Origin of the sequence: Edwardsiella piscicida, from assembly GCF_001896205.1 — a bacterium.
Lineage (GTDB): Bacteria > Pseudomonadota > Gammaproteobacteria > Enterobacterales > Enterobacteriaceae > Edwardsiella > Edwardsiella piscicida.
The window spans coordinates 1,878,853-1,893,708 of the sequence record NZ_MPNU01000001.1; the positions used below are offsets into that span (position 1 = coordinate 1,878,853).

8 protein-coding genes are annotated in these 14,856 nt (G+C 64.6%); 5 read left to right on the plus strand and 3 right to left on the minus strand.

All coding sequences use genetic code 11. From position 1 onward, the window contains the following. Positions 1 to 3: 3 nt before the first annotated feature. Together BRD58_RS08700 and yebS are read right to left on the minus strand one after the other, a co-directional pair. Positions 4 to 2,643 carry a PqiB family protein gene (locus BRD58_RS08700; RefSeq protein WP_073383886.1) on the minus strand — a complete coding sequence of 880 codons (2,640 nt, stop codon included), beginning with the start codon at positions 2,641 to 2,643 and terminating at the stop codon, positions 4 to 6. Further along, entirely contained in the window at positions 2,603 to 3,847 is a 1,245-nt protein-coding gene (yebS, locus tag BRD58_RS08705; protein WP_069578593.1) for a membrane integrity lipid transport subunit YebS, read from the minus strand. Before yebS ends, BRD58_RS08700 begins: the two co-directional genes overlap by 41 nt. 226 nt (positions 3,848 to 4,073) lie before the next feature. On the opposite strand from yebS, the gene BRD58_RS08710 reads away from it, so the two are divergent. The 5 genes from BRD58_RS08710 (at position 4,074) to htpX (ending at position 10,718) form a co-directional block, all read left to right on the plus strand. Further along, the gene (locus BRD58_RS08710; RefSeq protein WP_015461430.1) at positions 4,074 to 4,565 is read left to right on the plus strand and encodes a GAF domain-containing protein; all 492 of its coding nucleotides are present in this window, start codon (positions 4,074 to 4,076) and stop codon (positions 4,563 to 4,565) included. Between the two features lie 101 nt (positions 4,566 to 4,666). Next, a complete protein-coding gene (gene proQ / locus BRD58_RS08715) occupies positions 4,667 to 5,371 on the plus strand; it encodes an RNA chaperone ProQ (protein ID WP_012848497.1) in 705 nt (234 codons plus the stop codon). A 19-nt stretch (positions 5,372 to 5,390) separates the two neighbouring features. Next, on the plus strand, positions 5,391 to 7,433 hold the full coding sequence (prc, locus tag BRD58_RS08720; RefSeq protein WP_015461431.1) for a carboxy terminal-processing peptidase: 2,043 nt from the start codon (positions 5,391 to 5,393) through the stop codon (positions 7,431 to 7,433). Positions 7,434 to 7,577: 144 nt separating this feature from the next. Then, entirely contained in the window at positions 7,578 to 9,611 is a 2,034-nt protein-coding gene (locus BRD58_RS08725; protein ID WP_069578594.1) for an alpha-amylase, read from the plus strand. 219 nt (positions 9,612 to 9,830) lie between these two features. Continuing rightward, the gene (gene htpX, locus BRD58_RS08730) at positions 9,831 to 10,718 is read left to right on the plus strand and encodes a protease HtpX (protein WP_012848501.1); all 888 of its coding nucleotides are present in this window, start codon (positions 9,831 to 9,833) and stop codon (positions 10,716 to 10,718) included. A gap of 96 nt (positions 10,719 to 10,814) precedes the next feature. On the opposite strand, the gene putA is transcribed toward htpX, so the two are convergent. Continuing rightward, the gene (gene putA, locus BRD58_RS08735; RefSeq protein ID WP_073382387.1) at positions 10,815 to 14,744 is read right to left on the minus strand and encodes a trifunctional transcriptional regulator/proline dehydrogenase/L-glutamate gamma-semialdehyde dehydrogenase; all 3,930 of its coding nucleotides are present in this window, start codon (positions 14,742 to 14,744) and stop codon (positions 10,815 to 10,817) included. Positions 14,745 to 14,856: the final 112 nt, after the last annotated feature.

A 14,856-nucleotide genomic window follows, 5' to 3' on the forward strand; every position in this document is an offset into this window, starting at 1 on the left:
GCCTCAGCGCAGGGGAATGGCGGTTCCCCAGCGCTGCCAATCATCGGGGGGACTCTCGTGCAGTAAAAAGTGGGTTCCCATCGGCGCCGCCGGCGCCAGCGGCGTTGAGGGCGGCGTAGCGAAGGCGATGCCGCCGCGGATAAACTGCTGGAACGTGCCGGTCTTGACCACGCCGCCGGTCAGGCCGAACGCCAGATTATAGCCAGAGGCCTGCCAGAAGACGCTATTGGTGCGCACCAGACGTTGATAGGCGCGGCCAATGCGCAGCGCCACCTGCACCCGATCGCCCAGGCTGCCCAGGGTTAGGCCGGTGACGGTTCCCACCTCCATACCGCGGTACAGCACTGGCGTGCCGATCTGCAGCGAGCCGGCGTCCTGGGTATCGACCGCGATACTGATCCCGTCCAGATAGCGCGCATCGCTCAGCGTCGCATCCTGCAGCTCAAAACGTCGGGTCGCGTTGCCGCTGCCCGGCTCCAGGTTGATGAACGGCTGCAGCAGCGCCTCCAGGTTGTTCACGCCGGCGGCGGAAATATGCGGCGTCACCAGCGAAAAGCGAGTTCCCGCTCGGGCAAAGGCATCGACATACTCCGGGTAGAGCACCGCCTGCGCCAATACCTGCCGGCGATCGGCGCTGAGGCTGAGCGAGGCCAACTGACCGATGTCGATCCCCAGGTAGCGAATCGGCATGCCCGGCGAGAGGCGGGTGCCGTCATAGGTTGAGAGAACGATCTGGCCGCCGACGGCGCGGGCGGCGGTTTCATTCGGGTAGAGGGGGCGTCGGTCGCCCGCGGGGGGCGTTACGCCGCTGAGGTTATCGAGGCTGATGGCGCCTTTCAGAGCGCGTTCAAGGGGGGCGGCCTCCACCGTCAGACCGCTGCCGTTGAGCTGCACCCGTGCGCCGCCCTCGGCCCAGAATACGCTCTGTCCCCCCACCAGATGGCGATAGGCGGGCTGGATATACAGGGCGATATCGAAGCCGTCGCGCCGGGGGGCGATGGCGGCGATTTCGCCGATGCGAAATTTACGGTACAGCACCGGCGAGCCGGGCTGGATATCCGGCAGGGCGGCGGCGCGCAGGGTCAGGGTCGTCGGAGGCTGTTCGCCGCGGATATCATCGCGGGCGGCGGCGTCGTCGCGGAACAGCGGATAGTGGCTCAGGGCCTTGCCGCGCTGGCCGGGCAGGATCGCAATCCCTCCCTCTAGCCACTCCTGCGGGGCGGCGCCGGTCACCGCCAGGCCATTGACGCCCAGCTGTAGGCCGAGGCGGCTGTTGACCACAAAGCGGCTGTCGGCGTGGATAGCGTGCCGGTACGGTGGCGCGATGACGACCTCAAACTGTACGCCGTCGTCGCGCAGTTCGCGCCCGGTGACCTGCCCAACGCGGATCCCCTTGAGGCGCAGCGGCTGGCCGACGTCGATACCGTAGCCCTGGGGGGCGCTCAGGGTCAGGCGCAGCGCCCCCGGCTCCTGCAGCAGCGCCTCGGCGGCGGGGAGTACGGTAAAGTGGCGCAGCGGCTCGCCGTCGCCGGGGTGAAGTTCGAGGACGCTGCCGTTGAACAGCTGGCTTAGGTTAAGCCGGCTGAGCGTGAGGCCGGGCGCGCTGAGGCTGATGCGGCTCTGGCTGCGCAGCAGGTCGCTGACGCTGGGATCGACGGCCAGGGTGCCGCTGACCCGCCCCTCGTCGTTGAGATCCAGCGCGGTGAGCAGGCCGACCTGCACGCCCTGATACAGCAGCGGCGTGCGGTTGGCCTGCAGTCCCTCGCCGCCGGGCAGCGCCAGCGTGACGCTGACGCCGCGCTGGCTGCTGGCCAGGCTAGGGTAGAGGGTGAAGCTGGCGCCGGGGCGTACCGGGGTGGACGCCGGCGGGGAGTCGAATGCGATGGCGCCGTTGACCAGCGCGGCGAGGCCCTCTACCTGCAGCGAGATGCCGGACAGGCTGACGTCGCCGCGGATCCCCGAGACATTCCAAAAGCGGCTTTCCGCCTTGACCAGCGGGGCAAAGCGCCGCTCGATCAGCACATCGATACGCACCCCCTGTTGCCCGTCGTCGATGGCATAGTTATAGACGCTGCCGACCGGTATCTTGCGGTAATAGACCGGTGAGCCGTTGCTGAGCGCCCCTAAGTCCGGCGCGCGGAGGTGCAGCAGCAGCTCATCGGTCCCCGGATGGAGGCTGGGTTGCTCCTCGCGGGCGATAAAGCGCTGGCGCGGCGCGCCGTCGCCCGGTTGCATGGCGATGTAGTTGCCGCCGACCAGCGCGTCCAGCCCGGAGACCCCCGCCAGAGAGGCCTTGGGCGTGACCAGCCAGAACTGTGTTCCCTGGCGCAGGGCGCTGCTCATGCTGCGCTGGATGTTCACGGAGACCTCGATGCTCTTCAAATCCGGGGTGACGCTGACCTTGCTAACCGTGCCCACCTCGACCCCTTGAAAGCGCACCGGCGTGCGTCCGGCCACCAGGCCAGGCGCGGATTGAAAGGTGATCACCACCGTTTCACCGCGCCCCTGCAGGGTGGTATAGCCCATCCAGCCGGCGGTCAGCAGCGCGACCAGCGGCAGCAGCCAGAAGGGCGACAGGCGACGTTTATGCCTGACGATCGCGTTATTGGGCGTATTTTGTGTCGTTGGCGTCGGTTGTGGCATGTGCATCCCATATCAGTCGACTGTCCAGCCATTCCACGGCCAGCAGCGTCAGAAATACCGCGGCGCCGAAATAAAAGGCCGCCGCGCCCATGGTAAACGAGAACAGCTGGTCGCGATCGATCAGCGACATCATCAGCGCAATGACAAACAGGTCCAGCATCGACCAGCGACCGATCCAGGTGACCAGCCGCAGCATGCGCATGCGCCGCACCAGGTCACCCCCGCGGCGCAGGTGTATGCCCAGCAGCAGGAACAGCATGACCGCCACCTTGATAAAGGGCACCAGGATGCTGGCGATAAAGACGATCGCGGCGATCGGCAGATTCCCCCCGTTGGCCAAGGCGAGCGTTCCCGAGAGTAGGGTGTCCTCGATGCGCACGCCGTTGACGTACAGGATCGAGATGGGCAGCAGGTTGGCCGGCAGCAGGATGATCACGGCGGCGATCAGGGTGGCCCAGGTTTTTTGCAGGCTGTAGGGTTGACGGCGGTGCAGCGGTAGGCGGCAGCGTCGGCAGTGTCCGTGGGCGTCCGGCGGGGCCGTATGGCGACAGGCGTGGCATAGCAGCAGCGCGCTGTCCGGCGCCGTTTGGGGCGGCTGCGGGTACAGGCGGCGCCACAGCTGTTCGAGGTTCAGATGGATCAGCAGCAGCAGGGTCAGCAGGGTGGCGACGATATAGGCCAGCAGCGCGGGGCCGGGATCGACGGCGGCATATTCGCGGACCTTAATGGCGGCGACGGCCAGCGCGATCAGGTAGATATCCAGCATGATCCATGGGCGCAGCAGGGTGAGCAGCAGCAGCAGCGGGCGCAGGTTCAGGCGCAGTCGCTGGCCGAGGTACAGCGCCAGCAGCAGCGAGGGCAGCAGCAGCGGCGCCACGATGGCGCAGAAGGCGACCATGCCAGCGGTGAGGATCTCGCCCTGCATGGCCATCTGTCCGATGCCCTGCCAGACGCTGGCCTGCACCGTGACGCCCAGCAGATGGATCTGCAGCAGCGGCTGAAACAGGGCCAGCGGCAAGAGTACCAGCAGGGTGAGCGATAGCGCCGCGAGGCGGGGCAGCGGCCAGTCTCGGCCATCATACAGGCGGGCGTCGCAGCGCGGACAAAAGGCGGACTGGCGTGCGCCGATGGTCGGGAGACGGCACAGCGCATCGCACTCCGGGCAGCGCAGACGATGCGTCGGGACGCCGACTCGGCGAGTCATGCCATTAATACCGGAAATGGGTGGCGTTGCCGGATTAGCGGATAGCGCATCTATCGTCCCATGGTTGGCGGAGAAGCTGTGTACAACAGTGGTGCAAATATACATGGCGTCAGCGGATAAGACGACGCTATTCGGCTTTTTGCTTGTGTGTTGTCGCATTTAATGCTTATTTTATGAGAGGCGCGCCCGCGCAGGCTAATGGGATCCTATCGTCATTGAGAGAATCATGAGTAAAGAGACGTTTTATACCGATATGGCTCGCGATCTGAGCGCGCTGTGTAGCGGTGAGTTCAACGCGATTGCCACGCTGTCCAACGTGAGCGCCCTGCTGTATGAGCGCTTGCCCGCGGTGAACTGGGCCGGTTTTTATTTTCTGGATGGGCAAACGCTGGTGCTGGGGCCGTTTCAGGGCAAACTGGCCTGCGTACGCATTCCCGTGGGGAGAGGGGTCTGCGGTACGGCCTGCGCTACGGGGCAGGTGCAGCGCGTAGGGGATGTGCACCGCTTCGATGGCCATATCGCCTGTGACGCGGAGAGCAATGCGGAAATCGTGCTGCCGCTGGTGGTCGACGGGCGGACGATCGGGGTGCTGGATATCGATAGCACACAGTTTGAGCGCTTCGACGAAGAAGATGAAAAAGGCCTGAAAAGCGTGGTGGGCGCGCTCTGCCAGCATCTGGAGCGCTGCGACTGGGCAAAATTTGTGACTTTTGCTTAAGGTTGTGGTGCTGATGGCATGGCATTTGGCGGTAGCCTCATTATAATGTCGCCTGTTCATGCCATCGCTGGTTGGCAAACCCGTTGTAATCAGGAAATTTCATGGAAAATCAACCAAAGTTGAACAGTAGTAAAGAAGTCATCGCCTTTTTGGCTCAACGTTTCCCTCAGTGCTTCAGCACCGAGGGTGAAGCCCGCCCGTTAAAGATCGGCATCTTTCAGGATCTGGTTGCGCGGATGCAGGGGGAAGAAAACGGCCTGAGCAAGACTCAGCTACGTTCAGCACTCCGCCTTTACACATCCAGCTGGCGCTACCTGCACGGGGTAAAACTGGGTGCAGAGCGTGTCGATCTGGATGGCAACGCCTGCGGCGTGCTGGACGAGCAGCACGTAGAGCATGCCCGTCAGCAGCTGGAAGAGGCCAAGGCCCGGGTCCAGGCACAGCGTGACGCCCGCAAGCGCGAAGCCGCCGAAAACGGCGAAAAGCGCGAGCCGCGCCGTCCGCGTCCGGCGGGTAAAAAGCCCACCGTGCGCCGTGACGCTGAGCAGGGCAGTAAAGAAGTGCGTAAACCGCGTGCCGCCAAGGCTACGCAGGAGCGCAAACCGCGCGCCAAGAGCGAGACCACGGAACAGCGCAGCACCCCGGTGACCTCGCTGGAGCAGCTGCACCTGGGGCAAACCGTGAAGGTCAGCGCCGGTAAGCATGCCATGGAGGCATCCGTACTCGAGATCACCAAAGACGGTGTACGTGTCCAGCTGTCTAACGGTCTGGCAATGATTGTACGCACAGAACACTTGCAGTTCTGATACGGAGGCCAACCCAGGCATGAACAATTTTTTCCGGGTATCGGCAATCGCCCTGTCGCTGTTTGCAGGTACCGTTTTTGCAGCGGAGGACGCCGTCAGCGGCGCCGTCCAGCTGCCCCAGTTGCATCAGGAACCTCAGCATGCAACGGTCAGTGAACGTGTTACCGCACGTTTCACCCGCTCCCATTACCGCCAGTTTGACCTCAACGCAGACTTCTCGAAGAAAATCTTCAACCGCTACCTGAACATGCTGGACTATAACCACAACGTGTTTCTGGCATCGGATATCGCCCGCTTCCGCGATCGCGAAGGCAAGCTGGGCGATGAGCTGCGCAGCGGTCAGCTGGATACGGCCTATGCGCTGTTTAACCTGTCTCAGCAGCGCCGCCTGGAGCGTTATGAGTACGCCCTGACGCTGCTGAAAAAGCCGATGAGCTTTGACGGCAGCGACACCATCGACGTCGATCGCAGCAAGGCGCCGTGGCCGACCAGCGTCGCCGAGCTGGACAAGCTCTGGTACGCCAAGGTGAAGTATGACGCGCTGAACCTGAAGCTGGCCGGTAAGGACTGGCCGGAGATCCAGAAGATCCTGACCAAACGCTATCAGTTCGCCATTAAGCGCCTGACCCAGGGCAACAGCGAGGATGTCTTCCAGCTGTTTATGAATGCGTTTGCCCGAGAGATCGATCCCCATACCAGCTACCTGTCGCCGCGCAATACCGAGCAGTTCAATACGGACATGAGTCTGTCGCTGGAGGGCATCGGCGCGGTGCTGCAGCAGACAGAGGATGACTACACCCAGATTAACTCTCTGGTGGCCGGCGGTCCGGCGGCCAAGAGCAAGGTGCTGAAGGTGGGCGATCGCATCGTGGCGGTCGGCCAGCCGGGTAAGGCGATGGTCGATGTGATCGGCTGGCGTCTGGACGACGTGGTCGCCCTGATCAAAGGGCCGAAGGGCAGCAAGGTGCGCCTGGAGATCCTGCCGGCGGGTAAAGGAACCAAAACCCGTATCGTCACCCTGACCCGCGAACGTATCCGCCTGGAAGATCGCGCCGTGAAGATGAGTGTCAAAACGGTGGACGGCCATAAAATCGGCGTGTTGGATATTCCCGGCTTCTACGTCGGCCTGACGGAGGACGTCAAGGTTCAGCTGCAGAAGCTGGAGAAACAGCACGTGAGCGCCATCGTCATCGATCTGCGCGGCAACGGGGGCGGTGCCCTGACAGAGGCCGTGTCCCTGTCGGGTCTGTTTATTCCCAGCGGGCCGGTGGTGCAGGTGCGCGATAACGTCGGCAAGGTGCGTGAGGATGACGATACCGACGGCGTTGTCTACTACAAAGGACCGCTGGTGGTGCTGGTCGATCGCTTTAGCGCCTCGGCCTCCGAGATTTTCGCCGCCGCCATGCAGGACTACGATCGCGCCCTGATCGTGGGTGAACCCACCTTCGGCAAGGGAACGGTACAGCAGTACCGCTCAGTGAACCGCATTTACGATCAGATGCTGCGTCCAGAGTGGCCGGATCTGGGTTCGGTGCAGTACACCATCCAGAAGTTTTACCGCATCAACGGCGGCAGCACCCAGCGCAAAGGGGTGACGCCGGACATCGTGATGCCAACCGGTATCGATCCGGCGGACACCGGCGAGAGCTTTGAGGATAACGCGCTGCCGTGGGATAGCATCAACGCCGCCGCCTATAATAAGGCTGGCGATGTACAGCGCTTTGATCCGCAGCTGATCGTGCTACACGATGCGCGCATCGCCAAAGATCCCGAGTTCCAGTACATCGAACAGGATATCGCCCACTACAAGGCGCTCAAGGCGCGTCGTAACATTGTCTCTCTGAACTACGCTCAGCGTGAAAAGGAGAACAAGGACGACGACGCGATTCGCCTGCAGCGGATCAACGCCCGGCTGAAGCTGGAGGGCAAGAAGCCGATCGCCTCGCTGGATGATATTCCTAAGGATTATCAGGAGCCGGATCCCTACCTGAATGAGACGGTGAAAATCGCCGAAGATCTGGCCCTGCTGGAGCAGAAAAACGCACAGCAGGCTCAGGAGTAGGGGTAAGCAGAGCCGAACGGCTCACTGAAAAAAGCGCGACATCGGTCGCGCTTTTTTTTGTCTTGCGATCCTCCCCCCGGCGGGATGAGCCGCCGGCGCGGCCCCCGTGGCACACTGCGATGGTCACAGTCACAGGAGCCGATGATGAAATACGCCATTTTCGCCGCACTATTGCTGCCGTTGGCCGCCGGGGCCGACTGGCGATCGCCCGCGTTTCCCCAGTTCGTCGCCGTGGACGAGGGGCGCTTTAGCGCCAGTCAGCCGCTGGCCAAAGGCGAGGCGCCGCTGCAGCTGTATCAGGCCGATCGCTGCTGGCAGCCCAGCGGGGCGATCCGGCTGAATCAGACGCTTTCGCTGATGCCGTGCCAAGGCGAGGCGCCGCGATGGCGGCGCTTCCGGGATGGCCGCTACCAGGCCCTGATCGATACCCGCTCGGGAACGCCGACGCTGACGCTGTCCGTACACGATGAGGCCGCGCAGCGGGCAGCGGCGGCGGCGCGGCGCTGTCCACGTTGGGATGGGCGTCCGCTGCGCGTACCGGTCGATCGGGCCTTTAGTGAAGGCAGCCTGGTGCGCGATTTTTACAGTGGAGAGGTCGCCCGCGTCACCCAGGGCACGGTGACCCTGCAGCCGGCGCCGGGCAGCAATGGCCTGCTGCTGCTCGAATCGGCTGAAACCGCGGGGCCGGCGCCGTTCGACTGGCACAACGCGACGGTCTATTTTGTCCTGGTCGATCGCTTCGCCAACGGCGATCCCAGCAACGATAATAGCTATGGTCGCCAGAAGGACGGGATGCAGGAGATCGGGACCTTTCACGGCGGCGATCTGCGCGGGCTGACCGGCCAGCTCGACTATCTCCAGCGTCTGGGGGTTAATGTCCTGTGGATCAGCTCGCCCCTTGAGCAGATCCACGGCTGGGTCGGGGGCGGTAGTCGGGGCGACTTCCCGCACTATGCCTATCATGGTTACTACCCGCTGGACTGGACGCGGCTGGATGCCAATATGGGCAGCGAGCAGGATCTGCGGGCGCTGGTGGAGGGGGCCCACCGGCGCGGTATCCGAGTGCTGTTCGACGTGGTGATGAACCATACCGGCTATGCGACGCTGGCGGATATGCAGCAGTACCAGTTCGGCGCGCTGTTCCTGCAGGGGGAGACGCTGCGGCAAACGCTGGGCACCCATTGGCGCGACTGGCGGCCGGGGCGCGGCCAGACGTGGCATAGCTTTAATGACTATATTGATTTCGGCAATCGCGCGGCGTGGGCGCGCTGGTGGGGGAAGGGGTGGATCCGTACCGATATCGGCGACTATGATGCCCCGGGATTCGATGATGTTACGCTGTCGCTCTCTTTTCTGCCGGATGTGAAGACCGAGTCTAGCGCGGCGTCCGGTTTGCCGATCTTTTATCGTCATAAGCCGGATACCCGCGCCCGGGAGATCCCCGGCTACACGCCGCGAGACTACCTGACCCACTGGCTCAGTCAGTGGGTGCGTGAATACGGCATCGATGGCTTTCGCATCGACACGGCAAAGCACGTAGAGCCGGCGGCCTGGCAACAGCTGAAGCAGCAGGCCAGCGCGGCCTTAGCCGAATGGAAGCGGGCTAATCCGCAGCAGGCGTTGGACGATGCCCCCTTCTGGATGACCGGCGAGGCCTGGGGGCACGGCGTGATGCGCAGCGCCTATTATCGTCACGGCTTCGATGCGATGATCAATTTTGACTATCAGGAGCAGGCGGCACGGGCGCAGGGCTGTCTGGCCGATATCGATCCGCTGTGGCAGCAGATGGCGGCGCAGCTGCAGGATTTTAACGTGCTGAGCTATCTGTCGTCCCATGATACCCATTTGTTTCGCAGCGACGGCAGCGGCGCCGCGGCGCTGCTGCTGCTGGCGCCGGGCGCGGTGCAGATTTTCTACGGCGATGAGTCGGGGCGTCCGCTGGGGCCAACGGGATCCGATCCGCTGCAGGGCACCCGTTCGGATATGAATTGGCAGGATATCCGCGGCCCGGCGGCGGCGCAGGTCGCGCACTGGCAGCGCCTGGGGCAGTTCCGCGCCCGCCATCCCGCTATCGGCAAGGGGGAGCAGACGACCGTCGCGATGCCGCAGGGCTACGGCTTTATCCGCAATGATGGGCGGGATCGGGTGATGGTGGTCTGGGCCGGTCAGTCGGAGTAGCGTCTGCCGCGCCAGTTGTTACAAAAATTTCCGGGGCGCGGTGGCGGCAACTATTTGATTTTTGCCGGAGCGGTGTGAAAAGTAGCCGTCATGCGCAGCATAAATGTAAAGTTTTGTTTCTTTACCCCGTTATCGCACGACAGCCCTTGAAACCGGCGCAGATGGCCTTACCATCTGATCATCGCATGGTGCGATATGTTTGAGAGGATTGACAACGATATGATGCGTATTGCTTTGTTCCTGTTGACCAACCTGGCCGTGATGCTGGTGTTCGGCCTGGTGCTGAGCCTGACGGGCATTCGGTCCAGCAGCGTGCAGGGACTGATGATCATGGCACTGCTGTTCGGTTTTGGCGGGTCCATTGTTTCGCTGCTGATGTCCAAGTGGATGGCGCTGCGCTCCGTTGGCGGCGAGGTGATTGAGCAGCCGCGCAATGAAACCGAACGCTGGCTGGTTGAGACGGTACGCCGTCAGGCCCAGCAGGCCGGTATCGGCATGCCGCAGGTTGCCATCTATCACGCACCGGATATCAACGCGTTCGCCACCGGCGCCCGGCGCGACGCCTCGCTGGTCGCGGTGAGCACCGGTCTGCTGCAGAGCATGAGCCGCGATGAGGCCGAGGCGGTGCTGGCGCATGAGATCAGCCACGTCGCCAACGGTGACATGGTGACGATGACGCTGGTGCAGGGGGTGGTGAACACCTTCGTGATCTTTATCTCCCGCCTGATAGCCCAGGTGGCGGCGGGTTTCCTCTCTGGCAATCGCGATGAGGGCGAAGGCGAGAGCAGCGGTAACCCGATGATCTACTTTGCCGTTTCCATGGTGTTGGAGCTGGTGTTTGGCATTCTGGCCAGCATCATTACCATGTGGTTCTCGCGCTACCGCGAGTTCCGCGCCGATGCCGGGTCAGCCGGGCTGGTTGGTCGCGAGAAGATGATCGCCGCTCTGCAGCGCCTGAAGACCAGCTATGAGCCGCAGGAGGCCGGCAGCATGATGGCTTTCTGTATCAACGGTCGCGGTAACCGCACCTTTGGCGAGCTGTTCCTGTCACACCCGCCGCTGGATAAGCGCATCGAGGCGCTGCGCAGCGGTCAGTACCTGAAGTAACGCGCGCTGCGCGCCGATGCGGTAAGAGGATCGTGCCGCTCACCCAAGGGTGGGCGGCCTTTTTTTTGCGCCCACCGCGTGGGGCGCGGGGGCGGGCTAGCTCAGGGTCATCAGGCTGGCGTTGCCGCCGGCCGCCGCGGTATTCACGCTCAGCGCGCGCTCGTGGACCAACAGCGCCAGACGCAGCCGCGTATCGCCGGGCGCGAGGCCCTGCAGCGTGACGATGGCGCCGTCGCGGGCGGCGATCTGCGCGCCGAGGAGGCGTAGCCGATCGCTGTCACCGTGGTAGATTGCCGCGTCGAACGCCTGCGCCATTAGGGTCTCTGCCGGGCTCAGCGTGATGCGCGCCGCCACCGCCGGCGGCAGATCCTTGTGCAGCGCGCGGTGCAGCGGTGTCTCCGGCCACAGGACGCGGCAGCCGACCGCCAGGGCCGCCGCCAGCTGGATCAGCGCGTCGTCCTCGCGCTCCGCCACGCACAGTACCCGCTCGCGCGGGACAAGGCGCAGGGTATTACGCTCCCCGGTCGGCCCTCCCAGCAGGCGCGGGGCGGCGCCGGGGTACAGGCTGGCGTAGCGCTGGCACAAGATCTGAAGCGCCGGGCGATCGGCGGCCCAGTCGTTCAGGGCCTGCAGCGGCGATGCGGCGCTGTCCGGCTGGCGGTGGGCGGCATCGGCACCGAACGTCAGCGCGTTTTCCGGGCTGCGGGCCAGCAGGCGGTAGAGGTAGAGCGGGCCGCCGGCCTTGGGTCCGGTGCCGGAGAGCCCCTCGCCGCCGAAGGGCTGCACGCCGACGACGGCCCCGACGATATTGCGGTTAACGTAGATATTGCCGACGTGGGCGCGCTCGGCGATGCGGTCGATGGTTTCGTCGATGCGCGAATGCACCCCGAGGGTCAGGCCGTAGCCGGCGTCGTTGATCTGGGCCAGCAGCGCATCCAGCTGCTCGCGACGGTAGCGTACCACGTGCAGCACCGGGCCAAAGATTTCCCTCTGCAGCGTATTGAGGCTGTCCAGCTCGATCAGGGTCGGCGGAACAAAGTTACCCCGAGCGTTGCGCTGGACGTCGTCCTGGGCGCACGCCGCCTGGAATACCGGGTGTCCCTTGGCCCGCATGGCGAGGATATGCTGCTCGATATTGCTCTGGGCCTCGCTATCGATCACCGGGCCGATGTCGCACGCCAGCCGCTCCGGGTTACCCAGGCGGTATTCAGCCATGGCCCCGCGCAGCATGGTCAGGGTTTGCTCGGCGATCTCCTCCTGCAGGCAGAGGAGGCGTAGGGCGGAGCAGCGCTGCCCGGCGCTGTCGAAGGCGGAGGTGACAACGTCACCTACAACCTGCTCGGTCAGCGCCGATGAGTCGACGATCATCGCGTTGAGTCCCCCGGTCTCGGCGATGAGCGGCGTCGGGCGCCCCTGGGCATCGAGTCGATCGGCGACGGCGCGCTGCAGCCGTTTGGCGACCTCCGTCGAGCCGGTAAACATGACGCCGCGCACCCGGCTGTCGTTGACCAGCTGGGCGCCGACGGTTTCGCCGCGCCCCGGCAGCAGCTGCACGGCGCCGGGTGGGACGCCGGCGCAGTGCAGCAAGGCGATGGCCTGGGCGGCGATCAGCGGCGTCTGTTCGGCGGGCTTGGCCAGTACGCTGTTGCCGGCGGCCAGCGCGGCGGCGATCTGGCCGGTAAAGATGGCCAGCGGGAAGTTCCACGGGCTGATACAGACGACGCAGCCCAGCGGGCGATGGGTCTCGTTGTCGAAGCTGGCGTGCACCTGTTCGGCATAGTAGCGCAGGAAGTCGACGGCTTCGCGCACCTCGGCGATGGCGTTGGCGAAGGTCTTGCCCGCCTCGCGTATCAGAATCCCCACCAGCGTCGGCATCTGGCGCTCCATCAGGGTGGCGGCGCGCGCCAGGATGGCGGCACGGGCCTGCGGCGGCGTGGCCCCCCAGATGGGGGCGTTACGCTGCGCGTTCGCCAACGCCTGCGCGACTTCCTGCTCGCTGGCGTCGCGCGTATAGCCGACGATATCGCCCGACTCGGCGGGGTTAGGCAGGGGGCACAGCTCGTCTTCGGCGCAGGGCTGCTCCAGCAGCGGCGTGGCTACCCACCGCTGATGGGTGTCGTTCAGCAGAGCGCAGGAGAGAGAGGCCAGGCGCTGCTCATTGCTCAGATCCAGTCCGGCGGCGTTGGCGCGCCCCGGGGCATACAGATCGCGCGGCAGCGGGATCTTTGGATGGGGGAGTCCGGGGCATCCCTCCTGCGCCGTCAGCTTATCCACGGCGGCGACCGGGTCGGCGACCAGATCCTCCAGCGGCAGGCTGGCATCGGCGATGCGATTGACGAAGGAGGTGTTGGCGCCATTCTCCAGCAGACGGCGCACCAGATAGGCCAGCAGCGTCTCATGGGTGCCGACCGGCGCATAGATGCGGCAGGGGCGATTGAGTTTGCCGTCGGCGACCTTGCCGACCACCTGCTGGTATAGCGGCTCGCCCATGCCGTGCAGGCACTGGAACTCATACTGCCCCGGGTAGTAGTTCTGTCCGGCCAATTGATAGATGGCCGCCAGCGTATGGGCGTTATGGGTGGCGAACTGCGGGTAGATCAGGCGAGGCACGCTCAACAGCTTCTTGGCGCAGGCCAGGTAGGCGACGTCGGTATAGACCTTGCGGGTGTAGACCGGATACCCCTCCAGCCCTTCGACCTGGGCGCGCTTGATCTCGCTGTCCCAGTAGGCCCCCTTCACCAGGCGGATCATCAGACGGCGCTGGCTGCGGGCGGCGAGATCGATCAGGTAGTCGATCACCGCGGGGCAACGCTTTTGGTAGGCCTGGATCACAAAGCCGATGCCGTTCCAGCCGCTCAGCTCGGGCTCATGGCACAGCCTCTCCAGCAGATCGAGAGAGAGCTCCAGGCGGTCGGCCTCCTCGGCGTCGATATTGATGCCGATGTCGTACTGGCGCGCCAGCAGGGTGAGGGCGCGAAGGGTCGGATACAGCTCCTCCATCACGCGTTCATACTGGGCGCGGCTATAGCGCGGGTGCAGGGCGGAGAGCTTGATCGAGATCCCCGGTCCTTCATAGATGCCGCGCCCGTTGGCCGCCTTGCCGATGGCGTGGATCGCCTGCTGGTAGGAGAGCAGATAGGCCTGCGCGTCGGCGGCGGTCAGCGCCGCCTCGCCCAGCATGTCGTAGGAGTAGCGGAAGCCTTTCTCCTCCAGGCGATGCGCGTTGGCCAGCGCCTCAGAGATGGTCTCGCCGGTGACGAACTGCTCCCCCATCAGGCGCATCGCCATATCCACCCCCTTACGGATCAGGGGCTCACCGCGCTTGCCGATGATCCGGCTCAGCGCGTGGGAGAGGTGGGCCTCGCTGTGGGTCGCGACCAGCCTGCCGGTGAACAGCAGCCCCCAGGTGGCGGCGTTGACGAACAGCGAGGGGCTGTGACCGAGATGCGACTGCCAGTCTCCGCCGCTGATCTTGTCGCGGATCAGCGCATCGCGGGTGGCCTTATCGGGAATGCGCAGCAGCGCCTCGGCCAGGCACATCAGCGCGACCCCCTCCTGCGAGGAGAGGGAGAACTCCTGCAGCAGGCTCTGTACCATGCCGGCCCGTCCGCCGGCGTTCTTCTGGCCGCGCAGCTGCTTCGCCAGGCGGTAGGCCAGCTGATATGCCTGCTCGGCCAGGGGGGGCGGTAGGCGGGCCTGTTCGAGCAGCATCGGGACGGCGTCGCTCTCCGCACGGCGGTAGGCTGCGGTGATATTGGCCCGCAGCACCGACTGCGGCAGAATTTGTTCGGCGAACGCCAGGAAGGGTGAGTGTCCCTCCTGCGGCGGTGGCGCCGTCTCTAACGCGGGGGGATCGACGGCGGTCGCCAGCTCCGGCAGCGTTTCGCCCTGTTCCAGACGCTCCAGGTAGCTGAAGATGGCCTGTTTGATCAGCCAGTGCGGCGTACGGTCAATCTGGCTGGCGGCCGCCTTGATGCGCTCGCGGGCGGCGTCATCAAGCTTAACGCCCAGGGTTGTCGTTGCCATCGCATTTACTCCTTTTGGCTCGGTCTGTCGCGCGGTTGAGGCCAGCCGTTTGGGATGGCACAGCAGCGCCGCTGCGTGAAGGATAGGCCGCCGCGCTAGGCCGGCGACGGGG

What these genes read in the sequence shown, in the direction of transcription:
- BRD58_RS08700 (WP_073383886.1), bottom strand. Translation starts at nt 2,643, where the DNA reads ATGCCACAACCGACGCCAACGACACAAAATACGCCCAATAACGCGATC.
- yebS (WP_069578593.1), bottom strand. Translation starts at nt 3,847, where the DNA reads ATGACTCGCCGAGTCGGCGTCCCGACGCATCGTCTGCGCTGCCCGGAG.
- BRD58_RS08710 (WP_015461430.1), top strand. Translation starts at nt 4,074, where the DNA reads ATGAGTAAAGAGACGTTTTATACCGATATGGCTCGCGATCTGAGCGCG.
- proQ (WP_012848497.1), top strand. Translation starts at nt 4,667, where the DNA reads ATGGAAAATCAACCAAAGTTGAACAGTAGTAAAGAAGTCATCGCCTTT.
- prc (WP_015461431.1), top strand. Translation starts at nt 5,391, where the DNA reads ATGAACAATTTTTTCCGGGTATCGGCAATCGCCCTGTCGCTGTTTGCA.
- BRD58_RS08725 (WP_069578594.1), top strand. Translation starts at nt 7,578, where the DNA reads ATGAAATACGCCATTTTCGCCGCACTATTGCTGCCGTTGGCCGCCGGG.
- htpX (WP_012848501.1), top strand. Translation starts at nt 9,831, where the DNA reads ATGATGCGTATTGCTTTGTTCCTGTTGACCAACCTGGCCGTGATGCTG.
- putA (WP_073382387.1), bottom strand. Translation starts at nt 14,744, where the DNA reads ATGGCAACGACAACCCTGGGCGTTAAGCTTGATGACGCCGCCCGCGAG.